Here is a 26,195-nt window from a genome sequence, read left to right on the forward strand (position 1 = left end):
TCTGTGTTAAAAAGTGGTGATTATGGTGTTGGGGCTGTTGTTGGTGCGATAGCTGAAAATTTTGATGGTCATCTTGCAGGCGGTTTTTATCAATGTAGCACATCTGATTTCTCTGATTTGCAATTTGCGGGCGATAGTGCAGCGACACTATTAACGTATCCGAGCAATAGCAAATCGTGGAAAGTTGAGCAGTTATCAGTAGTTAGTAGTAAAACGCCGAAAATCTATTATCGTTGCGATACGCGAGATGGCAAACAGAAATGGTACGAAGCGATCACAACAGCGAATTCAACTGTAGATAGCAATGGTTTTCTGAAAAAAGCGTCGCCAATTTTGCGGTTGTTTGCGACTGAAAATATTGATGATGTTGATGATTTTAAAAAATCGGGCTGTAGTTTAGTGAATGATTTGGCCGCTGGCGTGACAGCTAAACGAATTGATATTGGTCATTACGAAATCAGCGGTAGTTTAGGTTTTGCAAAAGAGGGGTGGTATATAACGCTACCCGAGGACGCTAACGGCAATAAAAAATTTTTTGCTGAGTACTCAACTGATGAAAACAACATCATCACAGTTAAAACATACACACGAAAATTCGATTTTGAGAGCTGTCAAATCGTTGCTGGTGAGCCAATTGACATAACTGAGGGACGCTGGATAGACATTCGATTAGAAATGCCAGTTGTTGAGGTAATTGAGAATGAAGAGCCGATACCGAGCACACTAAATCCAGTCATTATTAACAATGATGAAAACTAACTAACAAAACACACTATCAATCTTCAACTTACAATACTCAACAGCGTCATCTAGCATCACAAAATCAGCTATATCAAATAATGTTTTTGGTGTTTGATAGAACACATAATTGTGATCGTCATAGCTGTTGATAATGTAGCACTCGCCGACGATCTCATAATCGTAATCGTCGGGCGTCATGCGTATGTAAATTGGTAGCGTGTAGTTTATTGTTATCATACTGTGAAAAATTGATGAGTTTTATTTATTATAGATAAATACTTTTTGATGTGAACTTTTGAGAAAATGGTCGCAAAAAGTGTTAGAATATGTGAGAATATAATTGAATAACTTATTGATATTTAACGATGAAAAACTCGATAAAAAGTACTGTATATTCTAAGTTATTTTTATAAGTGATTGATTTATAAAAATATATTTTCGGATTGCAAATCCGTCTACCTCGGTTCGACTCCGGGACGCGCCTCCATTTAAATTAATCATTTTTCTATTTTATTGGGTTTCATTTATTTTTCAATTTGGCGATCATAATATTATCAATATTAACTATGAGCTACTTTAATTATCATGCGAAAGCGAAGAAGTTAATCAAGAATGGCGATCTTGTTAGGTATGAATTTGTTGATGATTGGAATGGTATTAAACCTGCGTTAGTTTTATATTTAAAAAATGCTAATCCTATGCCGATTAGAGAATATCGGTGGGATGAATATTTGCCATTGTTGAACTCTTCATTTGAATAATGCAAAGAATGGGCGTTATATTTCGCCCATCTTATATGTTTTGAGTAGAAGTAATAGCACTTGGCTATTTGACTTTTTGTTTTTCTAACAATGGTTTTAAATATTTTCCCGTATAGGACTGTTTAGATTTTGCCACTTCTTCTGGTGTGCCTTCAGCGATAATTTCACCGCCACCATTACCTCCTTCAGGACCCAAATCAACAATCCAATCAGCAGTTTTAACCACATCCAAGTTATGCTCGATAACAACAATGGTATTTCCTTTATCTCGCAATGAATGTAATTGTGCTAGCAATTGCTTCACATCAGCAAAATGTAAACCAGTTGTTGGCTCGTCTAATATATATAAAGTTCGACCTGTATCTCGTTTAGATAACTCTTTTGCAAGCTTTACACGTTGTGCTTCACCGCCCGATAATGTGGTCGCTGATTGCCCAATAGTAATATAAGACAATCCAACATCAATCAATGTTTGTAGCTTGCGTGATACCATCGGTACTGCATCAAAAAATTCACGACCTTCTTCGACGGTCATATTTAAAATTTCGTTAATCGACTTACCTTTATATTTGATTTCTAAGGTTTCACGATTATAACGGGCACCATGACACTGATCACAAGGCACATAAATATCGGGTAAAAAGTGCATTTCAACTTTAATTAATCCATCACCTTGACAAGCCTCACAACGTCCACCTTTAACATTAAAGCTAAATCGACCAGGTGTATAGCCCCTAGCACGCGATTCTGGTACACCAGCATAAAGTTCACGGATCGATGTAAAAAATCCAGTATATGTTGCAGGATTAGAACGAGGTGTACGACCAATTGGGCTTTGATCAATGGCAATGACTTTATCAAAATAATCAAGCCCTTTAATCGCTTTATACGGTGCTATATCGCTTTTTTCTGCACCATTAAGTTCATTTTGAGCTAATGGATATAAGGTGTCATTAATTAAAGTTGATTTTCCCGATCCTGATACCCCAGTAATACAGGTAAATAATCCAACAGGAATATTTAATGTAACATCTTTGAGATTATTTCCCGTTGCACCAATAAGCGATAACATTTTTTTCTTATCAACTTTAGTGCGATCAGCTGGAATTTCAATTTGTTCTTTTCCAGATAAATATTGTCCTGTTAAAGAGGTTTTACATGCCATAATTTGTTTTGGCGTACCTTGTGCTACAACTTCACCGCCATGTACACCAGCACCAGGTCCAATATCAATGACATAATCAGCAGCCATAATAGCTTCTTCATCATGCTCAACCACAATAACCGTATTACCTAAATCACGTAAATGCGTTAATGTGTCAATCAAGCGGGTATTATCGCGTTGATGCAAACCGATAGATGGCTCATCAAGTACATACATCACCCCAACAAGCCCAGCTCCAATTTGACTAGCCAATCGAATACGTTGGGCTTCACCACCTGATAAAGTTTCTGCTGAACGTGAAAGCGTTAAATAGTTGAGGCCAACATTAATCAGGAATTGTAAACGATCGTTGATCTCTTTTAATATTTTCTCGGCTATTTGTGCTCGTTGCCCAGTCAATGACAATTTATCAAAAAAGTTTTTAGCTTGTTGCGTACTTAAATCGCTAATTGTCGGTAAATTAGTATCATTTATAAAAACATTTCTTGCTGCTGTACATAATCTTGAACCATCACAGCAAGGGCAAGGTCGATGACTAATATATTTTGCTAGCTCTTCGCGGATAGTTTGCGATTCTGTTTCTTTATAGCGACGTGCCAAATTATTAAGAATACCTTCAAACGGGTGTTTACGCTTAACCACATCACCACGGTCATTTGTATACACAAATTGGATTTCAGTGCTACCTGAGCCATTCAATAAGATATCTTTTATTTTTTGTGGTAGCTTTTCATATGGTTTATCAATATCAAAATTATAATGCTCAGCTAATGATTTTAGCATCTGAAAATAATAAAAGTTGCGACGATCCCAACCTTTAATTGCACCAGCCGCTAATGAAACTTCTGGCATCTGCACAATCCGTTTTGAATCAAAATATTGTTGCACACCCAATCCATCACACTCAGGACATGCACCCGCGGGGTTATTAAATGAAAATAATCGTGGCTCTAGCTCCGAAATACTATAACCGCAAATAGGGCAAGCAAAATTAGCCGAGAACAAATGTTCTTGGGCTTGCGGATCATCCAAATTTGCTACTTTAACAATGCCATTAGTGATTGAAAGCACTGTCTCAATTGACTCAGCAAGGCGAGGTTTTAAATCATCACGAATACGAAAACGATCTACCACAACCTCAATGGTATGTTTCTTTTGTAATTCAAGTAAAGGGGGATCTGAAAGATCATAGACATCACCATCTACTCTTACTCGAATATATCCACTGGCAGCAAGTTGTTCAAATAATTTAACAAACTCACCTTTGCGCTCTGTGACAACGGGTGCAAGTAACATATAACGATTTTCAGCAGGCAACGCCATAATACTATCAACCATCTGTGATACTGTTTGAGCCGCTAATGGCAAGTGATGATTTGGACAACGAGGCTCCCCAATTCTGGCAAAAAGCAATCGTAAATAATCATAAATTTCAGTGATAGTTCCAACTGTCGAACGGGGATTATGCGAAGTTGATTTTTGTTCTATTGAAATAGCAGGGGATAAGCCTTCAATATGATCTACATCAGGTTTTTCCATTAGTGACAAAAACTGACGAGCATATGCCGATAAAGATTCAACATAACGTCGTTGACCTTCCGCATATAGAGTATCAAATGCTAACGAAGATTTGCCCGATCCCGAAAGACCAGTAATTACAACTAGCTTATCTCTTGGAATGGTTACATTAATGTTTTTTAAATTATGCGTTCGCGCACCACGAATATCGATATCTTTGATTGACATAGATCTCTTCTTATATGTGTTTTTAAACTAAATGAATAGAAAACCAACTGTATATTATACCAGTGGCATTTAATTAAATATACTACTATATAGAGAAATGCATTAATTAAGTGTTTTTATACTCAAACACTAATTTTTCTGAAAATTTTAATAAAATATTTGTTGCACTTATTTGTTATAACATGAATAAAAACGGTCATTAATGACCGCTTTTTTGCAAATTTAATTGATTAATTTAGGTGTGGCATCAACGGGAATAATTGCCCCTCGATATTGTATAACTGTACCAGCAACTAAATGACCTTGCAATGCTGATTGTGTTGGATTCTTTCCGTTTAAACGGGCAGCAAGATAACCAGCACTAAACGAATCACCAGCTGCTGTGGTATCAATTACATTTTCCTTTGCTATTTTATTAGCTGGAACTTCGAAACGACCTTCAGCAGAATCAATAATACAACTATCACTGCCACGTTTGATTACAATTTCAGTAACGCCAAACTGCTTTGTACGTTCAATGACTTGCTCATAAGGCAACTTGCCCCATAACAAATCTTCATCATCTAACGTTAAAAATGCAATATCTGTATAGGATAAAATATCGGCATAAACACTACGAGCTAATTCAAGGCTACTCCATAAATGTGGACGGAAATTATTATCAAAGATGACTTTACCGCCATGAGATTTAACACGTTTTAAAAGTGCTAATAATTTAACAATACTTTCAGCATCTAAAATGGCAATACTAATACCACTCAAATAGACATAATCACACAGAGCAATTTGTTGAATGATTTTATCTGCCTTAGATGATTTTAACCAAAATTTAGCGGCAGCATCATTGCGCCAGTAATAAAATGATCTTTCGCCCTGTTCATCAGTAACAATAGAATAAAGCCCAGGCAGTTTGTTAGGCATTTTTTGTACTAATTCCGTTTGAATATTTTCTTTTTGCCAACAATTTAACATCTCTTGACTAAAAGGATCAGTGCCAAGCGCTGTGACATAATAAATTGAAAAAACATTATCTTTTAATAAACGTGACAAATAAACAGATGTATTAAGTGTATCACCACCAAAGCCTCGTGTAGTCGAATCTTGTCTCATTGAAAGTTCGATCATGCATTCGCCAATAACCGCAATTTTTGTTGCCATAATATTTACCTAAGATCCTTATTCTAAATTTAAATAATCAAATGCAATTTTTACCACAACTTTACGAACAGCCACCATTTTGCCATCAATTGCGCAAAGTGGTTTATGCACTTCATGAGGAAAAAATACAATAAAATCGTTTGGTTGTAAAACTAATATGGTTTCTTCTCTCGGTGTTTCAATGAAAGCAATATCATTTTCTGTTAATTTATCATCCAAAATTGTTGTGTGAGGCGGTAACGTGCACACTGCCATTCCTTCTTGCCCTTCTAAAACAATCTGAACGTCAATATATTTTTCATGATATTCTGGATTAGCCTCGTTGATGTGACGTGGAGAATTATCCGATACCATAAAAAACATTTTATCGCCATCAATATCATAACGCCCTATAGGAGTATTCCTATTCACGTTATCTTTAATATATTCAATTGACTGTTTTATTTTTTCTGGAAGGTAAGGGACTAACCTTAAATGATTGATATTACCTATAATCATGCTAAATGATCCTTAAAAATATTGATGAAGATTAATACTGATAATGGCATTAATTGCAACTAACTTACACTATGATAAAGCTAATTAAATTAATAAAGAGTATATACTTAAGTCGCCTGTTTTTGTAGATCATATTGCTAATAAGTTTTTATAGCCTTTTATAGTTTAGCCATCACTTGTTTACGGTTATATGAGATACTAATGTAGAGTAATCTACAAAAAACAAAACGAATACTTTATTGCGGTCAAGAAATATAGCGGCTACACCATAAAGAAAATCACCACCATTATCAACGTGTTAACATTAGTTGTTTAACCATTGAAAAATGGGTTACGCCAATTCTAAATTGGAAAAGATAATAACGAACTAGTTTATTGTAGAGTGTGGCGATAGTATTTCTTGCCGCTTTTAACGGGTAAATGCGCAAACTCTGGCGCAGAGAGCCATAAACCACCATGCGTTTTATGGATATTTATAGATCCAAGTAATATTGGGATAATTTGCAAATGCTTGGGGAAAGAGATAAAAACCACTTAATGTTGGAAAATGAGTATACTTCCATTCAACATTAAAATCAGGTTGGAATTTAATAATAGAATCAAAAAGTAATGTTGTGCAATAAAGATGGGGTTGTTCTCTTGGTGCTAATATAAAAGCTTCACCTTGTTTGATTAAAAGGTCATTGACAATTTGCGATCGCTGCACATCAGACAAAAAATTAGGTCTTGCTATAGCATATTTTTCAGCTAATTTAGGAGTAATAAATTCGTTTAAGGTTGACACAATTACTTGATTGAGGCGATTATTATCATCACTTGTTGTAGCGTGGATAATTTTAATCTCTGGTTGAATTGATATAATCATACCAATATGTGAGAAATCACCGCCACCTAACTGATTGACAATAAAACTATCGGTTTGTATACCTTTCCTAAAAACCCAGTCTCCTACCTTTATAGAATAAGGCAATTCAATGGTTTGATTGGAAGAAGAAGCAAGCTGATTAGCAAATGCAAAATTTATCAGCATGAGAAAAATAATAGGAAAAAAACGGTAATGTTTCATCAAAATTGTTTCGCAATTAAAAAGGGTAAAATTTTACCCTTTTATCATTTCTAATATAACAATTAACATTAGCTATAATTTATATTTTCATACGAATTAACCATTTACCATCAACTTTGATTAATGAGATGTTTTTTTCATCTTTTTTAGTATTATCTTTGAAAGAAGCGCTAACTTGCACTTTAGCCATTGTTTTTTCATCATTGGTATATTCTGCAGGTGCTGCTTCGACTTTATCAAAACCACCATGTTTATCGGCAAACGCTTTCCCTCTTTTAAGCGCTTCTTGCATTTTACTTTTCATAAACGTTGTCATATCGATATCTTTGCTATCTTCTTTAGGAAAATAGATCAGATCCATAACGGTATCTGAATCACCTTTGTAGATTGCTGTGATAAATTTTTCTGCTACTTGTTCTGGTGTTTTTTCTGATGAACAAGCTGTCACCATCAGGGCTAGTAAAAACACACTAAAAAATTTGATAATTGTTTTCATTTTCATTCCTATTATAGATTTATTCAAATTTATAAGCGCTTTCTTAGATAAATAAAAAATGTAGATAAAATAAAAAATGGCATCCAAGGAAAGCGCCAAAAATGATACTATGTAATTATCTAAAAAAAAAGCAATTTCATTAAAGCACAAAAATGGTTATTTGAAATTTAATAAGATATTTTGCCAATTAGGATCGAGCGCAGCTTTTAATATTATTTGCTTTTGTTCAATAGGGTGTGTGATTTTCAGTGTATGGGCATGAAGCATTAATCGTTTAATACCGAAATAATCAGCAAATGCTCGGTTTTGATGAAGGTCGCCGTGTTTACTGTCCCCTAAAATAGGGTGAAAAATATGTTTCATATGGCGTCTTAATTGATGTTTACGGCCTGTTTGTGGTTTTAATTCGACAAAACTGTATCTTACGCTATCAAATTTCCTCACTTTAATGGGTATTTCAATTTTGCTAATACCTCGGTAAAAAGTCACTGCATTTTGTGCTGGCTTGTTTTTATCAGAAAATTTATCGGCGATTTTATCTAATTCCTCAACTAAAGGATAATCGATTATAGCTTCACCTTCCACGTAACCTCGCACAATGGCATAATAAGTTTTTTCAATTTGCTTCGTTGCAAATTGTTCAGACATTATTCGTGCTATATCACTAGAGAGCGCAAATAATAGTACTCCTGATGTTGGTCGATCAAGCCGATGAACGGGAAACACATGTTGACCTATCTGATCTCGCAAAGTTTGCATAACAACAACCGTTTCATGTTTATCTAGCCAACTGCGATGTACAAGCCAACCAGATGGCTTGTTAATAGCGATTAGATTGTCATCTTGGTAAATAATTTCAAACATATTTTATTATTACTAACTAATCAATTATAAAAAGAGTTTTTCTAGTTCTATTGCGATGCTTGGGCTATTATTATCGCCAATGGCATAACTTGCTTTAGCTTTCACTTCATCATCAGCATTCCCCATTGCAATTCCTAATCCAGCAACAGATAGCATACTGATGTCATTATAACTATCGCCAAAAGCAATTATTTCACTTAGATCAATATTTTCGTGTTCTGCCCAATGAGTTAAACCATTGCCCTTGGTATTGCCTTTCACTGCAACATCCGCTCTATTTGACCAAGACCATTCACATGAAAACATATCTAATGCCTCTACTGCATTTGAAAACTGTTGCAATGCAGATATATTATGGCTACTTGTGGCAAATTTGAAAATTGAGGCAGATTCATCTATCAGTTTTTCAAAGCTATTCACTTTTTTGATTTCTGGTTGTAAAAAGGTGGGTAGTGTATTAACCCACTTAAAAAAACTTTCAAGATGATCATCAAGAACTTCATAAGTCATCGATTGATCAGTATAAATTAAAGTATGTATCTTATACTGATTAACTAACTCCAATAATGTTTTTGCTTGATCTTTTGTCATTGGTTTTCCCGCAAACAATTGCTCATTTTCAAAATTGTAAAGATAAGAGCCATTACAGCAAATTGCTGGCGTTGATAAGTTAAGTTGGTAATAATAAGGGTAAATTACAGAATGATGGCGCCCTGAAACTAAAATCACTTTTACACCTTGATCGCTTATTTTTTTGATCATATTGGCTGTTTCTGGCAGAACTAAACGATTACTGGTAAGTAATGTACCATCCATATCAAAGGCAACGGCTTTATATTTCATATTTATCCTCTTTGCGTAATTATTATGGTCTAGCTAACCATCGCATAACTAACTAATCATATAACTAACTAATCACATAACTAATATGCTATATGATAAACTAGACCACGAGATCAAGTCACACTAAAACTCTATTTTTTGACGACCAATAAATGAATGAGAAAGTGTTGTACCATCAACCATTTCAAGTTCACCACCAACTGGTACACCATGAGCAATTCGAGTTGCTGTTACATTAAACTCTGCGCACATTTGCGCAATGTAATTAGCTGTCGCATCGCCTTCAACGGTTGGATTAGTGGCTAAAATAACTTCATTGATTGGTTCTGATGCTAGTTTGATTTTTAATAAATCAAGACCAATGTCGCTAGGGCCGATACCATCTAATGGCGATAAGTGACCTAATAATACAAAATAACGACCACTATACTGCCCAGTTTGTTCAATGGCAACGATATCAGCTGGTGTTTCGACCACACAAAGCTGTCCGCTACTTTGACGGCGAGCATTTTTACAAATAGAACAAATATTTTGCTCGGTGAATGTTCGACACTCTTTACAATGGCCTATATTTATCATTGCCTCATGCAATTCATGAGCCAATTTAATACCACCTTGTCGATTTCGTTGTAATAAATGAAAGGCCATTCGTTGTGCCGATTTTGGACCAACACCAGGTAAACAACGCAGTGCTTCCATAAGAGATTCTAGTAATGGACTTATTTGCATGAATTAATTTATTTCTCGCAGTTTTAAATTATTAGGTTAATAATACCTTTTTTCAATAATCTATTAAATAAGAATTATTTTAAAGGTTTATTTAATGTTGATGAAAATTGAAAAATTGTAGGCAAATTCGTAGGCACAATAGTACTTAGCAGACAACAATTTACATAATAAATTGTTAAATCTATACTTATTATTGATAGATTTTAGTCATTTTTTATTTTTGTACGATGGTAACTTTTTAATTCATCACCTTTCAAAAGGCGTGCAATGTTACTATTGTGGCGAATAATAATCAAACATGAAAGCATAGAAACAGGTAAAGTGAGCTCAGGTTTAAATAGCCAAACATAAAAAGGCGCCATAAGAAAGCCAACAATCGCAGCCACGGATGAATAACCAGTAATGAATAGCGCCAGTAGCCAAGTCAGAATAAAACAACCTGTAAAATCAAAACCTATTGGAATCATCATACCTAAGGCAGTTGCAACTCCTTTGCCACCACGAAAATGAAAAAAACAGGGAAAGATATGTCCTAAACAAGCAAAAATACCAATAATCCCTAAAAAGAAAGGTGTCACTCCAAGCCGATAAGCTATATAAACGGGAATAGCACCTTTTAACATATCAAAAATTAAAACAAAAATAGCGGGTAATTTGCCATTTAATCGTAAAATATTGGTCGCACCGGGGTTATGTGAGCCATGTTCAGAAGGATCAGGCAAATGCATGATTCGGCTGATAATCATGGCACCAGAAAGTGATCCCTCAAGATAGGCAATGATAATCATCAATATAATTTGTAATATCAAAATACAACTCCTTTACTTCTTATAATAGTCTTTATTTAATCTAGCATTTAAGTTGTTTTATAACCTAAATACAGGAGTCAGAAACAAATTAAACTACAAATCATCAACCCCAAATTAAAGCTTTTACAGCTAGCTAAACAATAAAAAAACAGTTTAACATGTCTATAAAGCAATGGGGTATTCCTATGATAGCGATTATCGCTTCAAAAAACTGTATGAGCAAGGTTGTGATCTTATTCGTCGAAAAAATGATCTTCTTATAGTTTAGTAAATAGCTTAATTCAAAAATTGGTAAATATATAGGCAAATAAATAAACGTTTTTTATAGTTTGTCAAGGGCATTTTTGATTTAAGATTAGCGCAAAATAGCATTACTCATTTTACAATAGCGAACAAATGATTTACATTATGTTAGTCATTAATTGATTTTTTCGAAACAAAATTTACCTTATATTGTTTCTTTGTTCATTGTCATTATATAAATATCAACAATAAAGCTTTACAGCAACAATTCTATATAAATAAATTAAATCAAATTATTAACTATGATAGGTGTGTTTTTTTATAACGAATAACGCATTATAGAAAACAGCATTTAGGTAATTTTTAGCGCAATATTAATTTTTACTATACTTTAACACTCATTTTTTATTTTTGCTTATTCCTTGTTTTTTAATGAACTAATATAAATTATTTATCAATATAAGGCCTATTTGTAATGGTTTTATGGGTTTTTAGGACAGCTAGCCGAAAGGGGGGGTTTACACAAGTTCGAGAAGAGTAAGTATAATGATCTGTAAGTTTATATATTTTACATTTAAATATAATTAAAGGTTGTCATATTAATCGTGTTTTTAAGCAATTATACACGGTGTGAAATAACATATTAATAATATCCAGTTTCAAGAAAAAATGCCGTTTTATAGGTAATAAAAAATATTTGATTTTGTTACCCAGTTATTTTACTTCGGTTTTATAAATATAATATCTAATCTGAAGTTACCGGCCAATTACCGAATTTGTATTTTAAGTAATATTATTTTAGGAGTTTTAAAAAATGAATCTAATCTGGTCTGCAGTAGGGCAAGTTGTCAGTTCGTGTCTTCCAGTTTTTTTATTAATTTTTCTTGGTTGGTTATGTGTACAACAAGGAATCTTCACAAAAGATGCTAAAAAATTATTATCAGGGCTTGTCTCAAACTTTGTCTTCCCAGCGTTACTTTTTGTGCATACTTCGCATGCTAAACCCTCGCAAATATTTAATGGTATTTGGATGTTTGCGTTTTTCTGTACTATGTCATTTTTATGGATAATTTGTTTTTTAACCAATAAATACATATTACATAAAGATTTAAAGTCAACGGCTATGAATACTATGTTGTGTTGCTTTCCAAACATGGGGGGGATGGGGGTTCCTTTCTTAACGTTGATGTTAGGTGCGGCTTCTACTATTTCAGTTGCGATTGCTAATTTTGTTGTGGCGTTATCATTGATTCCAATGACAATATTCTTGTTAGAGTTATGCGATACTAAAATGTCTGGTGGTAAGGTAACTGGTGATATGATATTTAGTGCAGTCAAAAACTCACTGATGAAACCAATGTTTTTAGCTGTTATTTTAGGGTTAATTGTGAGCGTTACCGATGGAACAAAATGGTTACCTCATTTTGTGTTTAATACCTTTGATATTATGTCTAATGCTTGTAACTTTATTTCGCTTATTGCAGTTGGTGTTGGTATTCATGGTGTTAAATTAACATTGTCTAAACCATTAATGATCAATGTGATATTGAAAAGTTTTATTACACCTGTAGTGGCGCTTATTTCTGTATACTTATTTGGTATTACCGGTATGGAAGCTGAAGAACTGGTCTTTTTATTAGCAATGCCAACGGCATCAACAGCTGTTATTTTGGCTTATAATTGGAATGTTGAGCAAGAACAAGCGTCAAGTATTTTCTTTGTATCAACAGTTTTATCTATTTTTATTTTACCAACGTTATTACTCATTATGGATTTCACCATTCCTGGCGTTGCTTAATAAATGCCAAATATAATGCTCTCATTGCTTTTAACAGGGTGAGGGCATTAGCAATAAAAATCCCAATCTAATTTGATACTCAAAAAGTAACTTAACAATCGATTATTCAATATGTGGTTCTAGTGACAGTTAATGCTGCCGTTAAATTCTATAATTATAGATGTGAATTGTGAGCTTAAATTGGTTTGTGCGCCTTGCTAGTAATATTTTTTCCATATCCAAATAGGAAAAAGCACGCTTATGCCATTTTGTTTATTTGTTAAAAATCAGTCAGAAAGGCCATTGATTTTATTGAAGTTTTTATTGGCGTATTTTAGGGCGCTGTGCTGGGGGTAGTTTATCCTTTTAACCATAAGATTTACAGTTAACTTCAATGTTTTTATTAGGTTAGACTTAATCTGACAGGCGTTTGTTATTTTAACAAAATCAAGGCTCGATGCTCAAAATAAATTGTCTAACTGCTTTTCCTTAACCAACCGTTTTGTACCTAACCAAGTCTGTTATGGTGTTTTTCCATAACAATACTTGCCTGAATGTGCTTTTTATCGGTTGTAAAATTCAAGCCATTGGTTAACTACGTTTTGTATTTCACTCAATTGTGTGTAAATCTTACGTCGAAATAAGATATCGTTACATTCGGTTTTGATCATTTTATCAAATCGCTCATAAATACCGTTAGTTTGGAGTTGTAGGCTTTGGCCTTGGTGTGTTAAATCTCTTTTAGATTAAGATACAGTTCATAAGCACGACTTTCCTTATAACCTTTATTTCTTCCTCAGTCTGTAAGAATGCGTAAAAGCGGTACTTGTTCGCTATCAAAATAAATCACAGCGTCGCCAAACTGAATGTATACCATCTTCTGACATCAATATGTCTTTTTGATAGAAAATTGGTTGATCCTTGATGTTGACCATAAGCAGGTTATTTATAGGCCATATTGACAACAGTTTGTTCAATATGTGGCTCTGCTTGATTTTTTCCGATAGTTTTTCACGGTTGATTTCTTGGCGTGCAAGCTCTTCTTCTTGTTCATGCTTCTTTTTAAAGCGATAATAACTATCCCCAAAAACTTGCACTTCACTAATATTTATAAAAGTAATGTTTATAAAATGAAGAGATTTATATGAATAAAAAATTACTATCTTTAATCATATTATTAATCATTAACTTTGCCTACGGTAGTGAAGTAGTTTGGGATCTGATTTTTGATAAAAAATATAGTTTACCCAATATAATAATAAACCTTGAAGGTGAAAAAATTGCATTGACATTAGATACTGGCACCAAAGAAGCTTTACATCTGCCAATAGAGCTAATTGATAAAATCCCGAATAAATCTGAAAATTCACAAAAAACGAGAAGTATTGATTTATCTGGTAACATTACAGAGAGTAGAACATTTATTATCAATGAGTTAGAGTTGAATTCTTTTATTTTTAAACGTGTGGAAGTTGTAGAATATAAAAATTGGGGCCTGAGTTTTTCTAGTAGTAATGATAATAATGAGAATAATAATATAGAAAACCCAGTTATTGGGCTGGGTTTATTTGATGGTTATATTTTAACTATTAATTATCCTGAAAGTAAAATAATAATATCGGATGAAACAGATATTGCTGCGGATCTTGGTAAAAAATGGATTCCAATTCCTTTTCATATCAATGGTGAGGGCTTAGTTATAGATATGTCGGATGGTATAAAGAGTTATAAAATGATTTTAGATACTGGTGCCACTATGTCAGTCATAAAAGAACAATCACTTTCAGCAAAAACGATTAAAAAGAATGACGATGAAAGTGATTATAAATTTGTATCACTTAAAGTTAATAATGTTGTTAATGATAATACCGACGCTGTTATATTGGATTCTCTTCCCGCTGAATTTCAGTCTGATGGATTAATCGGGTTTGATTTCCTTAGTAAAAATATAGTGAAGATTGATTTCAAAAATAAGCAACTATGGATTCAAACAGTGACACAATAAGCCAATAATAGCACAATTCGTACAAATGCTCCTTATGTGTTTAAACGCAACGTAAGGCTAGTTAGAAGTAATGACTTCTACTCCACTTAAACTGGGGCTATCACAATAAATTATTTTTGGACTAGTTATAGAATTCAAAAAAATTTTGAACTAATAAGTTATCGCTTTAAGTGGATTTCATCAGAATTTAGTAGACTGAAATATAACTTTTATTTTCCTTTTTCAATCAATTGTATCAGTGAATAGGGTTTTATAGAAAAGATATTGGAGCGGGAAACGAGGTTCGAACTCGCGACCCCGACCTTGGCAAGGTCGTGCTCTACCAACTGAGCTATTCCCGCATAAGTAAAGGCTGGTGCCCGGGGCGAGACTTGAACTCGCACGGCCAAAAAGGCCGAGGGATTTTAAATCCCTTGTGTCTACCGATTTCACCACCCGGGCTCAAAACTGATTTACAAAAAGTAATTCGCTTTGAATGCAGTGCATTTTACCTATCTTATGATTTCAGTCAATAGAAATTTTAAATTAATTGTTTAATTGCTCAATGTTTAGCTAATTAATGATTAAAATGGGGTTGTACGTTAATTGATAAGGCGATGAGTAATTTTGTTTATACGTTTTGATTGAACAAAATTACTTGTATAAAAAAGTGCTTGCCTAGAAATATAAATAGTCGGTTATTCTTCTTCTAATAAATCACTATGCGCTATCCATAAATATTGTAACATTGATAATAGCGTTAAAGCTGTTGCAATAAATAATGCAACGAGACCTGCATAAATGACCATATCACAAGGACGCCATAGTAACCAAGTTAACGCGGTCATTTGGGTAATTGTTTTTATTTTGCCAATTGACGAAACAGCTACGCTTTTACGTTTACCAATTTCAGCCATCCATTCTCGCAGGGCAGATATGATAATTTCGCGTGAAACGATAATAATTGCTGAAATAGAGATCCACCATGCTTGATAATATTGTGTAATTAAAACTAAAGCAATTGTCACCATAATTTTATCAGCAACAGGATCTAAAAAAGCACCAAATTTAGTTGTTTGTCCTAAGCGACGGGCAAGATAGCCGTCTAAAACATCGGTTACGGCCGCAATTAAAAAAATCAATGCAGAAAAAAAACCAGCCCATTGATGAGGAAACCAATAAAATGCCATCACAAAAAAAGGAATTAAAATGACTCTAAATAGTGTTAAGGCTGTTGGAAAATTAATTTTCATGTGATAGAAGCTCTTTTTTATTTTATTAATCAATGCATTAGTAATTAGCGAAAAATAGTCTTTTATTGGTGACTATGTTGCCTGAAAAATGTTAATTTTTCAATGTGTTATTGCTTTAAATTTAGATAAATTTTTTCAGCTAATGATTTAGATATTCCTTGCACTTGCGCTATTTCATCAATGCTGGCATTTTTTAGTTCTCTTAATCCACCAAAGTGTTTAAGCAATGCTTGCCTCCTTTTGGCTCCAACTCCTTCAATATGTTCTAAAGCACTATCGGTAAGTTGTTTGATGCCTTTTTTTCGTTGGCCGACAATGGCATGATCGTGTGATGCATTTCTGATCTGTTGAATGAGTAATAGAGCAGGGGAATGATCATCCAGATAGCGCCCAGTGCCATGAGCCTCAAAGAAAAGGGTTTCTAATCCTTCTTTACGCTCAGCGCCTTTTGCTACCCCAATTAAAATAGGATGATTTTTATTCCAATTAACATTCAATTGGTCAAATACTTGCAACGCTTGGTTAAGTTGTCCTTTACCGCCATCAATAAAAATGATGTCGGGGATTTTTTCGTCGGGAAGCTCTTTTTTGTTGTAACGGCGTGTTAATACTTGTTCCATTGCTGCATAATCATCACCTGGTGTGATACCTATAATATTATAGCGCCGAAATTCGGCTTTAACTGGTCCTTTATCGTCAAAAACAACACAAGATGCAATGGTGTTTTTGCCCATAAAATGGCTAATATCAAAGCATTCCATGCGGTTAATTTTATCAACCCCTAAAAAGGTTTTTAATGCATCGTAACGTTGTTTTATGGTTGAGTTTGCTAATAGCTTATTTTTTACTTCAGTTTGAGCATTTACCGTTGCAATGTTGAGTAATTTTAGATTATCACCTTTAGGTTCATCAACCAATTTAACTTGGTGTTCAGCAATAAGTGACAGTGTCTCTTCTATAGGTTTTTTATCAGATAAAGAATAATTCAACAAAATTTTCTTAGGAATATTGCGGTTTTGATTACCTTGCAAATAAAATTGCCCTATAAATGTTTCAATAACTTCTTCTAATTCCGTATTGGATGGCACTTTAGGGAAGTAAGATCGATGACCAAAGGTTTGCCCGTTGCGAATAAATAAAACATATATACACGCTAAACCTAATTCATAATGAAAACCAATCACATCAAGATTATCATTATTGTTATAAATTGCTTGTTTTTCATTAATATGTTTTATTGCTTGTAGTTGATCGCGTAGTGTTGCCGCTTTTTCAAAATTAAGTTCATTGCTGGCTTTTTGCATATCTTCAGTGATTTTTTGTAAGATTTGTTCTGATTGCCCAGACAGAAATAACCTTACATAGTTAACTTGCTGTTGGTAATCTTCATCACTCACTAAACCAGGTACGCAAGGCCCTAAACAACGCTTAATTTGATATTGTAGACAAGGACGGGTGCGATTGCGATATGTCGAATTCAGGCATTGTCTTATTGGAAATGTTTTTTGTAACAAGGCTAATATTTGTTTAACAGCATAGCCACTGGGATAAGGACCAAAGAACTCATCTTTTTTCCGATTTACAGCTCCTCGGTAAAGCGATAGTTGAGGATGTTGTTCTTTACTTAATTTTATAAATGGGTAGCTTTTATCGTCTTTTAAAAGCACATTGTATCGTGGCTGATACTTTTTAATATAAGTTTGTTCAAGTAATAAAGCTTCGGTTTCGGTATTAGTAATTGTGAATTCAACATGGCGGATATGACTAACTAGCATATCTGTCTTTAAGGTTTTTTTGCTATTGTTAAAATAGCTTTTTAGACGGTTATTAAGATCTTTTGCCTTTCCCACATAAATAATCGTCTGTTTATCATTAAACATCTGATAAATACCCGGTTTATGTGGGACAGTTTTTAAAAAAGATGCTGAATCAAATGAGTTCATATTAGTTTTCAAATGTGAGGGCTTTTTTCTCTATTATCCTCATAATGGTGCTAAGCAAACCATTTATCAAGAGGTAAACTAGCCCAGCAGCAATAAAAATAGTGAAATCGTAATAATCCGCATTCAAATCATTACTATAACCCATCACATCCATCACAGGAATCATTGCGGCTAATGCAGTACCTTTTACGACAAACACGACTTCATTTGAATAAGTGGAAAGTGCACGTTTTAAAGCATAAGGAAAAACAACTTTTAACGTTTGTATTTTATCCATACCAAGTGCTTTACAAGCTTGCCATTGTCCTTTAGGTAAGGCTTTTAACGAGCCATAAAAAATTTGCGTTGTATAAGCAGCGCTGTTAAGTGTTAATGCCAAATAGGCACAAAACCAAGGTGAAGAGATGGTATTATAAAGTAATGGTACTTTGATTAAAATATCTTTAAACTGTGATGGCCCATAATAAATGAGTAATAGCTGTACAAGTAAAGGTGTACCGGTAAATATAATAATATATGTGCGTATCACTTTATTTAGTATAAAGTGATTTAGTGATAATAAACATGATAAGCAAGTAGCAATAACTCCTGCAGATAAAATACCTAAAATGCTTAAACTTAATGTTTCAGGGAGACCTTGGCAGATTATTTTTAGGTAATGAATAAAATTATCAAACATAATGCGACCTTACTAATTTTTCGCTGAGGTAGGTTGTTCAAAATAGGTTGAGCGTTTTTCAATGCGCGATATAATTTTTTGACTAAAAATTGAGATAATTAGATAAATAATCATAGCCACGATATACCATAAAAAAGGTTGATTGGTTCGTGCAACAATGGCTTTGGTTTGCATCATTAAATCATTAATGGCAATTGCTGAAACTAAAGCCGTATCTTTTAATAATATTAACCATTGATTACTTAGACCTGGTAAAGCATGGCGCCACATTTGTGGCATAATAATGCGAAAGAATGTGCGAGATTTGCTTAGTCCTAAAACTTGCGCGGCCTGCCGTTGTCCATTAGAAATTGCTTTAAATGCACCACGTAAAGTTTGAGAGGCATAAACAGCATAGAGAAGAGAAAGTGCGGAAACACCACATAAAAAAGGACTAACATTAAAATCTTCAATGTTTAGCTGTATTGTTAAAGAGGTAAAATACAGATCGATGGTGAAACCATCATTTAATAATATCAATAATAACGGTAAACCGTTATAAATGGCTATCACAATTAATAATTCGGGTAATGCTCGAATAGTTAAGTTAAATAAAGACATGGTCCATGCAATGGGTTTGAATGGAACGGATTCTAATATTGAGAAAATAAAAGCAAATATAATCCCAACAATTAATGATACAAAGGCTAATGATAATGTGGTAGAAGTAGCTTCAATAAGTGGCAAAATGTAACCATCCATTGAAGACAAAACCCATTTCATTTCATTTGCAAAAAAATCAAACATAAAAAAACCAAGATTAAATTAAAAAATAAATTCGCCGCAAGTGAATGCGGCGAGGTCATTATTATAAAATATATATTTAAATATAAAGTTTATTTGTTAAACCATTTTTTATAGATAGCATCTAGTTCACCGTTAGCTTTCAGTTTATCTATTGCTTGATCAAATTGGTTAAGTAGCTTTTCGTTACCTTTACGTATCGCAATTCCTAGCCCTTCACCAAAAAAGTTGTGGTCAATAATTTTATCACTTAAAGGAACAATGTCTGCATCTTTACCTAACCATTCACCAGCAACAATTGAACTTGAAACGATTGCATCAATTCGCTTAGCTTTTAAATCTAAAATAGCGTACTGATAGCTGTCATAACTTACCTGTTTTACATCTGGGTACTTTTCATTTAGATATTTTGGATAAGTTGTGCCTTTTTGGATCCCAACACGTTTACCCTTTAATTGTTCAAGATCCGTTAGTGTATCTTTTAATGTAATAAACTGAATTGAGCTGTCATCATAATAAATTTTTGTAAAATCAACTTGTTTTTGTCGTTCTGGCGTAATGTCAATACCCGCTATAGCAGCATCAATTCGACGTGTTTTTAAGCTAGGAATCAGGCCATCAAATGATTGATTAACCACTTTACAAGATGCTTTTATTTCATCACAAATTTTATTTATGACATCAATATCGAAGCCAATAATTTCATTTTTTTCATTAGTAAATTCAAAAGGCGCATAAGTTGCTTCAGTGCCAATGGTTAAAGTGTCTACAGCTTGAGCTAAAAATGTTGTTCCTGCAAGACAAATGGCTAGTAACGTTTTTTTCATATATCCACCCAATTTTATTTTAATTAATGTGATAAATAAGCTTTAAATTGCTCGGTTTTAGGATGTGCAAAGCATTCAAGTTGCCCTTGCTCAATAATTTTGCCATGCTCCATATAAATGACTTGTGAAGCTACTTTGCGTGCAAAATCGACTTCATGGGTCACAATAATTTGTGTAATACCTGTTTGCGAAAGTTCATTAATAATTTCAGCAATTTGTGATGTGATCGCTGGATCTAATGCGGCTGTTGGTTCATCAAATAATAATATTTGTGGCTCCATCATTAATGCCCTTGCAATAGCCACTCTTTGCTGTTGACCTCCTGATAGATGAAGGGGATAACGCTGAGCCATATTATCAATTTGTAACCGCGCTAAAATTGCCATTGCTTTATCGCTAGCTTCTTTTTTCGATAACTTTAAAACTTGGCAGGGCGCTTCAATCAAATTTTCTAACACCGTTAAATGTGGCCATAAATTGTAATTTTGAAAAACCATGCCGACATTTTTGCGAAGATGTCGAATTGTGGATTCGCTGATTTTTTCGGAAAAATCAAAATGCGATTTGGCAATAGTCATTTTACCTGATGTCGGTATTTCAAGTAAATTGAATACTTTTAATAAAGAGCTTTTACCGGCACCACTTTGACCAAGTAATACAATTGTTTCGCCAAGTGGATAGCTAAGAGAAACATCATTTAAGGCCTGATGTGCACCATAAAAACAGTTAATATGGTTTAATTCAATATTCATTATATATTTTTCTTGACTGTATAATTGATTAAATATTACTTTTTTTTGCATAAAAATGCAATCTAATTTATTGGACAATCTTTTCTTTGCTGTGTTTTTATCCCAAAATAGATGCATTACCTGAATTCTCTTTACAAAAAATTTAGGCTAAATAAAACTAATGACTATTAGTAATGATAGGAATTACTGGACCAAGATATTTAGGTTCTTTATTAAGAATATAGAGATCAATAAAGGCACTGACGCGCGCAAACATTTCACGAATGCGCACTAGTTTCATGCTTGCTGGCGCTGGCACAGCAAAGCATTGCGCTTGAATGTTATGCGCAAGCGCAATAAAAATAGCCCGTTCACAGTGAAATTCTTGCGTAATAATAGTAAAGTCATTGGCATCAAATACTTTATTGGCACGAACTACCGAATCAAATGTTCTAAAGCCTGCATAATCTAAAACAATCGAATCGCTAGGAATGCCTGCTTTTATTAAATCCTTCTTCATGGTGATTGGTTCGTTGTAACTCAAAAGCGCGTTATCGCCACTTAATAATAGATAATCAACTTTATTTTGCCAATATAGATCGATGGCTCCATCAATACGATTTCGATAAAAACCATTTATTCCGCCACCACGAACATATTTTGCTGTACCGAGTACCACACCGATCGCACGGTATGGCAGTTTGTTTTCATCATGGTAAATATAAGGTGCTGTTTTGTAGCTGATCCAATAGTCTAACCCCAATATTGCAGACATTGTAATCAAGCACAATCCAGTAAAATAAGCAATAAGCTTTTTTAAGTTCATGCTATAACCAGTCAAAAATAATTACCATTATTGGAAATAAAAAAGGCGCTGTCAATGATGTCATAATACCGCATAGTACTAAGGATAACGAACTGTAGGCTCCTTCGTTGTAATCTACTTCAATACAACGAGCAGTGCCAACAGCATGCGACACAGCACCAATAGATAAACCTCTAGCTGAGGCTGATTTTATTTTAAATAAATTTAATATTTGATGCCCAAATATGCCACCTAATGTGCCAACAAGTATTACACATAATGCTGCAATAGACGGAATTCCTCCCTGATTGCTGGCAATAGTCACTGCAATTGCCGTTGTAACTGATTTTGGTAAAACCGATGCGGCTATTTCACCATTACCACCTAACCAAAATGTAATACAAACACCTGTTATCATTGAAGCGATTGATGCGGTAAAAGTAATAAGCATTATCGATTTCCAACGTGCTTTGATTTGTGGAATTAATTCATACAAAGGGTAGGCTAAAGCAACTACGGAGTAAGGTAATAAGTCATTAATAATTTGTATGTTACTAACATATTCTACATAACTTGTGTTGGTTATTAGTAAAATTGGAATTAACACAATGACTGAAATCACTAAAGGGTTGAATAGCGGATTTTTTAGTTTAAATGCAGCCCGACGAACAATGAGAAAAACGCCAAGCGTTAAAGGCAACATCCATATCATGGTTGATTTTCCTTTTTTTGGGGTTCAACAATTGAGTTCTTAGTTGGTAAGCGATGGCAATGTTCAGTTAAAAATGCAGTTAGTAGCAGTACGATGAGTGATCCTCCTACACTACTAAATATTATAGGTATCCAGTTTTGCAATAAGAGTGAATAATTATCCATTATTCCCATAGCTGCGGGAATAAAAAGTAATGTCATGTAGCGCATGAAAAGGTTACAACTATTTTTAACCCAACAAGTAGGAATAAGTTGAAAAGCAAGTAAGAAAAATAGAATCAACAAACCGATAATACTACCAGGGATCATTATCGGTAATATTTTAGAAATAATGTTTCCCACCCATAAGCAAATAGTCAGTATAATCAACCCTCGGCTATAACTGAACAGTGTATAGTACAAAGAATAAAGCCGATGTCTTATTGTGGCGTGCTTCGCTAAAAAATGTTTCATAACGTGAATGCTATTAATCTTAATTTTTAATTATGACTATATGCCTGTAGTTAGCGTTGACATAAATCGAATAAAGCATATCATACGCCCGTCAAATCTAATTATCCAACTAAATAATGACAATAGTGATAAAGTTGTTTTAGTATTAAAAGTTTTTCCGGCTGTTCTATATAAGTTTCCGCAAGCTGTTCTAAGGTTAGTAAGTAATCTTGAATTTTTTGGATATTAAATTTATCGCGGCAATAATCCTTCCAAATAACCTGTTCATGCTCTGTTAGTATTTCTGGGTAATTGCGTGCTTTATATCTAAAAAATAGCGTTGCTAAGCGAGGATCATCAAATGTGAATGATAAGCTGTCTAATAAATGTGGCGGAGTTGTTCGAATAGTTTCACAGCGTAATTTGTCTTGGCTATTTAAAAAACCACTATATATTTGACCATCAACATCAGAACTAATCGAAAAATGATTATCTATTGCAAATAATTCTCTCATTTTATCTTGCAATATTGTTTGATTTTGCAATAGCCGTTGTTGATTGATTAAACATTGTTCTATATCAATATCAAACCTTGTTGCGTTTTCGGGTAATAGTGTTTTTAACGGAGCAACAATAGGGCATTTGTTTATATGAATTAACTTTAAAGGAATTCGTGATTCATTAAGTTCAAGATCTTCTGTTTTTGTATAAAGTTTTTCTTTAATTTTTTCTGCTGGTAAATCAATAATTGAGTTAATATCTCCAGTTAAATCACAAACAATAACGGCATTATTTTGTAACGGATGCCAAGCAATAGGGCAAACTAATGATAGATTGCCTCGATGGCTACCTAGCATGCCCGATATATGAACAATAGGATTCATATTAATTACATCAATAAGCTCAGCAACTTTATTTTTGTTGCGTAATGTAAAAAAGTAATTGAAAAGTTTAGGTTGTTTTGTTTTTATTAATTTTGCCATGGCAATTGTTGCATACACATCAGACATTGCATCATGTGCATGCTCATGTTCAATATGATTCGCTTTTGTTAAATGCTCCAAACGAAAGCTAGGTAATCCCGCATCATTAATCGGCCAGTTGATACCTTCAGGTCTTAGCGCATAACACGCTCGAACAACATCAAGAAGATCCCATCTTGAATTACCATTTTGCCAACTATAAGAATAGGGATCGTAAAAATTGCGATATAAAATATTACGCGTTACTTCATCGTCAAAACGAATATTGTTATAGCCTAAAATACAGGTATTGGGGTGGCAAAAAGCGTGATGAATTAGTCGGGTAAATTCTGCTTCACAAATACCTTCTTGATTGGCTTTTTGAGGTGTAATTCCAGTGATGAGTACAGCTTCTGGACTAGGTAGATAATCTTGTGTTTGACGGCAATATATCACTAGTGGGTCTTCAATAATATTAAAATCCGCATCAGTACGAACTCCAGCAAATTGAGCAGGGCGGTCTAATGCTGGATGAATTCCAAATGTTTCATAATCATGAAAGTAAAAAGTTGGCTGTTCTAGGTTGTTTTTCATGGTGCTTTTTTGTTTAGTATCGTTTTTTATTTAAATTTAATTAAATTGATATTTGTTCATTTTTGTTTTAGTTATTTACGTGTCTTGATTTGTTCACATTGCAAATGTGCACCGATTGAGTACATAACTATTTTTTTATATATGTACAGAATGTAAAAAATGGCGCTAAGTGATAGCAAATCAATATTAAATAAACCTTATACAGGGTTGTTTGAGCTAACCGATGGTTTAGGTGTAAGGATATCATAAAAAGAAACAATTGCATTTCAATTTCGTTACTGATTGTAACTATCTTCTAAAACAGTACAGTAAATAAGGTAGAAAATTCTCGATGATAAAAGTAAAAGGGGATTTAAGTATGAAAAAATGGCTGAACATCAAATTTTATCTATTTTAAAAGAAACCAAGGCAAGCGCTCTTGTTAAAGAACTGTGCCGTAAATATAGCATGGGTAATTTATCTTTTTGTATATGGTGAGAAAAATGTGGCGGAATGGAAACTTTAGACATCAGGTTAATCTTAAACAGATGCTTACCGAACTTAGCTTAAAATCATAACTTCAGTAGGAAATTATGAAAAAACTTTAAAGCCCACAAGGTCACGTAAAATTTGATTAAAACGACTTAGGAAAAATTATTTTATTGCTATTGCTACGAACGGTGTAATTGTTGGCTTAAGCCATTGTGCTTACTATGATCAACCTAAGTTGCAGGATCATTCTATGATTATTTCGGTACTGAGCGCCATTAATTACTAACAGGTATTTATACTGAGACTTTCCTAACATGTCAGGTATTACGCTTGCTTAAATGTGAACTAAAATCAAATAGCTATTAAGCACACCAAACTTAGTGCATGATATTAAGGGCAAGGCTATGATGCATCTGAAAAGAACCGTAAATAAGCATAATAAAAAACCGTCAGAAAAGTTATTGATTTTATTTGGTTTTTTAATTCTAGATCCTAGATTAAAACATGCATTACAATTTTAGACTCGGTGAAGCGAAGAAAGTAGAAAGGTGATTTATACTAGCTACTTCGCACCACAACGGTTTGGCGATTGTGATGCATTATAATCATCTTTCTTATATACTAGTTTAGTCTTTGGGGGCACTTTCGATAATATCAGCCAATTTTTCGAGTGTCAGTCTTAATAATTTTGGCATAGACTCCAATTCAATTGAGTCCATTAAATTTTTAACGTAAAGACCCAGCTCAGTATCACCTTCAACAATTAAACGTCGTTGAAAGAATAGGGTATCAGGATCTTGACGTCTGGTTGCTATCATAATCAAATCATTAGCATTACCAATAAAACTTACATCAGCAATCTCTTCTCTGCTTACGACAAGTTTATTGTCAATAAGGCTTACAAACCAAATAAGACCAAGATCGGTAACTTGAATTTTAAGCCATCGATTTTCTAAAAAGTCGAGATCACCATCTTCAAGGGAATGTTCAAATTGTAACTGTAATAATTGCTCTATGGCCTGCTTTTTTATATTAAAAGGAATGTGTCGTAAAGTAAGCCCCAAAATATGGGGCGCTTTATTAACAAACTGTGAATGAATCTTGCTTAAAATTTCGCTTCTTGA

26 protein-coding genes and 2 tRNA genes are annotated in these 26,195 nt (G+C 33.7%); 4 read left to right on the forward strand and 24 right to left on the reverse strand.

The window, feature by feature from the left end; all coding sequences use genetic code 11:
* A partial coding sequence (locus tag A9G40_RS14895; RefSeq protein WP_218057918.1) for a phage tail fiber protein occupies nucleotides 1-759 on the forward strand: 759 nt, incomplete at its 5' end.
* Here A9G40_RS14895 and A9G40_RS02425 read toward each other — a convergent pair.
* Nucleotides 760-978 (reverse strand): hypothetical protein, encoded by a 219-nt coding sequence (locus A9G40_RS02425; protein WP_141675169.1) that lies wholly within the window; start codon nucleotides 976-978, stop codon nucleotides 760-762.
* Nucleotides 979-1,307: 329 nt separating this feature from the next.
* Here A9G40_RS02425 and A9G40_RS02430 point away from each other — a divergent pair, with 329 nt between their 5' ends.
* Nucleotides 1,308-1,502, forward strand: a complete 195-nt coding sequence (locus tag A9G40_RS02430) for a thermostable hemolysin delta-VPH (RefSeq protein ID WP_065581761.1) — start codon at nucleotides 1,308-1,310, stop codon at nucleotides 1,500-1,502.
* 64 nt (nucleotides 1,503-1,566) lie between these two features.
* Here the strand turns inward: A9G40_RS02430 and uvrA are convergent, their stop codons facing one another.
* The 9 genes from uvrA to plsY all read right to left on the reverse strand — a co-directional run bounded on the left by uvrA (nucleotide 1,567) and on the right by plsY (nucleotide 10,855).
* The gene (gene uvrA, locus A9G40_RS02435; RefSeq protein ID WP_141675174.1) at nucleotides 1,567-4,407 is read right to left on the reverse strand and encodes an excinuclease ABC subunit UvrA; all 2,841 of its coding nucleotides are present in this window, start codon (nucleotides 4,405-4,407) and stop codon (nucleotides 1,567-1,569) included.
* Nucleotides 4,408-4,635: 228 nt separating this feature from the next.
* Complete coding sequence (locus A9G40_RS02440) at nucleotides 4,636-5,574, reverse strand: sugar kinase (protein ID WP_442902702.1); 939 nt, start codon at nucleotides 5,572-5,574, stop codon at nucleotides 4,636-4,638.
* A 15-nt stretch (nucleotides 5,575-5,589) separates the two neighbouring features.
* Entirely contained in the window at nucleotides 5,590-6,069 is a 480-nt protein-coding gene (locus A9G40_RS02445; RefSeq protein ID WP_065581764.1) for a YhcH/YjgK/YiaL family protein, read from the reverse strand.
* A gap of 463 nt (nucleotides 6,070-6,532) precedes the next feature.
* Entirely contained in the window at nucleotides 6,533-7,099 is a 567-nt protein-coding gene (locus A9G40_RS02450; protein WP_141675170.1) for a hypothetical protein, read from the reverse strand.
* Between the two features lie 115 nt (nucleotides 7,100-7,214).
* Nucleotides 7,215-7,631, reverse strand: coding sequence for a DUF4878 domain-containing protein (locus tag A9G40_RS02455; protein WP_065581766.1), 417 nt, complete (start codon nucleotides 7,629-7,631; stop codon nucleotides 7,215-7,217).
* Nucleotides 7,632-7,787: 156 nt separating this feature from the next.
* Nucleotides 7,788-8,495 carry a tRNA pseudouridine(65) synthase TruC gene (truC, locus tag A9G40_RS02460; RefSeq protein WP_065581767.1) on the reverse strand — a complete coding sequence of 236 codons (708 nt, stop codon included), beginning with the start codon at nucleotides 8,493-8,495 and terminating at the stop codon, nucleotides 7,788-7,790.
* A gap of 24 nt (nucleotides 8,496-8,519) precedes the next feature.
* Nucleotides 8,520-9,338, reverse strand: coding sequence for a pyridoxal phosphatase (locus A9G40_RS02465; protein ID WP_065580303.1), 819 nt, complete (start codon nucleotides 9,336-9,338; stop codon nucleotides 8,520-8,522).
* A gap of 123 nt (nucleotides 9,339-9,461) precedes the next feature.
* Complete coding sequence (recR, locus tag A9G40_RS02470; protein WP_065581768.1) at nucleotides 9,462-10,067, reverse strand: recombination mediator RecR; 606 nt, start codon at nucleotides 10,065-10,067, stop codon at nucleotides 9,462-9,464.
* Nucleotides 10,068-10,270: 203 nt separating this feature from the next.
* On the reverse strand, nucleotides 10,271-10,855 hold the full coding sequence (plsY, locus tag A9G40_RS02475; RefSeq protein ID WP_065581769.1) for a glycerol-3-phosphate 1-O-acyltransferase PlsY: 585 nt from the start codon (nucleotides 10,853-10,855) through the stop codon (nucleotides 10,271-10,273).
* A 1,078-nt stretch (nucleotides 10,856-11,933) separates the two neighbouring features.
* Between plsY and A9G40_RS02480 the strand changes: the two genes are divergently transcribed.
* Entirely contained in the window at nucleotides 11,934-12,917 is a 984-nt protein-coding gene (locus A9G40_RS02480; RefSeq protein ID WP_065580310.1) for an AEC family transporter, read from the forward strand.
* Between the two features lie 815 nt (nucleotides 12,918-13,732).
* On the opposite strand, the gene A9G40_RS02485 is transcribed toward A9G40_RS02480, so the two are convergent.
* Complete coding sequence (locus tag A9G40_RS02485; protein ID WP_065581770.1) at nucleotides 13,733-13,993, reverse strand: hypothetical protein; 261 nt, start codon at nucleotides 13,991-13,993, stop codon at nucleotides 13,733-13,735.
* A 47-nt stretch (nucleotides 13,994-14,040) separates the two neighbouring features.
* On the opposite strand from A9G40_RS02485, the gene A9G40_RS02490 reads away from it, so the two are divergent.
* The gene (locus tag A9G40_RS02490; RefSeq protein ID WP_065581771.1) at nucleotides 14,041-14,901 is read left to right on the forward strand and encodes a hypothetical protein; all 861 of its coding nucleotides are present in this window, start codon (nucleotides 14,041-14,043) and stop codon (nucleotides 14,899-14,901) included.
* 265 nt (nucleotides 14,902-15,166) lie between these two features.
* Here A9G40_RS02490 and A9G40_RS02495 read toward each other — a convergent pair.
* From A9G40_RS02495 to ubiT, 13 genes are all read right to left on the reverse strand, one after another.
* A tRNA-Gly gene (locus tag A9G40_RS02495) sits at nucleotides 15,167-15,242 on the reverse strand.
* Between the two features lie 12 nt (nucleotides 15,243-15,254).
* Nucleotides 15,255-15,342: transfer RNA gene (locus A9G40_RS02500), tRNA-Leu, on the reverse strand.
* Between the two features lie 236 nt (nucleotides 15,343-15,578).
* Entirely contained in the window at nucleotides 15,579-16,133 is a 555-nt protein-coding gene (gene pgsA / locus A9G40_RS02505; RefSeq protein ID WP_065581772.1) for a CDP-diacylglycerol--glycerol-3-phosphate 3-phosphatidyltransferase, read from the reverse strand.
* 107 nt (nucleotides 16,134-16,240) lie between these two features.
* A complete protein-coding gene (gene uvrC, locus A9G40_RS02510; protein ID WP_065581773.1) occupies nucleotides 16,241-18,076 on the reverse strand; it encodes an excinuclease ABC subunit UvrC in 1,836 nt (611 codons plus the stop codon).
* A 1-nt stretch (nucleotide 18,077) separates the two neighbouring features.
* Nucleotides 18,078-18,755 carry an arginine ABC transporter permease ArtM gene (artM, locus tag A9G40_RS02515; RefSeq protein WP_065567551.1) on the reverse strand — a complete coding sequence of 226 codons (678 nt, stop codon included), beginning with the start codon at nucleotides 18,753-18,755 and terminating at the stop codon, nucleotides 18,078-18,080.
* A 12-nt stretch (nucleotides 18,756-18,767) separates the two neighbouring features.
* Nucleotides 18,768-19,496: an arginine ABC transporter permease ArtQ gene (artQ, locus tag A9G40_RS02520; protein ID WP_065581819.1), complete on the reverse strand. Its 729-nt coding sequence runs from the start codon at nucleotides 19,494-19,496 to the stop codon at nucleotides 18,768-18,770.
* A gap of 134 nt (nucleotides 19,497-19,630) precedes the next feature.
* Nucleotides 19,631-20,365: a transporter substrate-binding domain-containing protein gene (locus A9G40_RS02525; protein ID WP_065581774.1), complete on the reverse strand. Its 735-nt coding sequence runs from the start codon at nucleotides 20,363-20,365 to the stop codon at nucleotides 19,631-19,633.
* Nucleotides 20,366-20,388: 23 nt separating this feature from the next.
* Nucleotides 20,389-21,117: an arginine ABC transporter ATP-binding protein ArtP gene (artP, locus tag A9G40_RS02530; protein ID WP_065581820.1), complete on the reverse strand. Its 729-nt coding sequence runs from the start codon at nucleotides 21,115-21,117 to the stop codon at nucleotides 20,389-20,391.
* Nucleotides 21,118-21,274: 157 nt separating this feature from the next.
* The gene (locus A9G40_RS02535; RefSeq protein WP_065581775.1) at nucleotides 21,275-21,922 is read right to left on the reverse strand and encodes an ElyC/SanA/YdcF family protein; all 648 of its coding nucleotides are present in this window, start codon (nucleotides 21,920-21,922) and stop codon (nucleotides 21,275-21,277) included.
* Between the two features lies 1 nt (nucleotide 21,923).
* Entirely contained in the window at nucleotides 21,924-22,613 is a 690-nt protein-coding gene (locus tag A9G40_RS02540) for a CidB/LrgB family autolysis modulator (protein ID WP_065581776.1), read from the reverse strand.
* Nucleotides 22,610-23,065 carry a CidA/LrgA family protein gene (locus A9G40_RS02545; RefSeq protein ID WP_081302123.1) on the reverse strand — a complete coding sequence of 152 codons (456 nt, stop codon included), beginning with the start codon at nucleotides 23,063-23,065 and terminating at the stop codon, nucleotides 22,610-22,612. Before A9G40_RS02545 ends, A9G40_RS02540 begins: the two co-directional genes overlap by 4 nt.
* Nucleotides 23,066-23,166: 101 nt before the next feature.
* Nucleotides 23,167-24,600, reverse strand: coding sequence for an exodeoxyribonuclease I (gene sbcB, locus A9G40_RS02550; protein ID WP_065581777.1), 1,434 nt, complete (start codon nucleotides 24,598-24,600; stop codon nucleotides 23,167-23,169).
* A gap of 1,097 nt (nucleotides 24,601-25,697) precedes the next feature.
* Entirely contained in the window at nucleotides 25,698-26,183 is a 486-nt protein-coding gene (ubiT, locus tag A9G40_RS02555) for a ubiquinone anaerobic biosynthesis accessory factor UbiT (protein WP_065581822.1), read from the reverse strand.
* Nucleotides 26,184-26,195: the final 12 nt, after the last annotated feature.

Source organism: Gilliamella sp. Nev3-1, from assembly GCF_001690435.1.
GTDB lineage: Bacteria > Pseudomonadota > Gammaproteobacteria > Enterobacterales > Orbaceae > Gilliamella > Gilliamella apicola_C.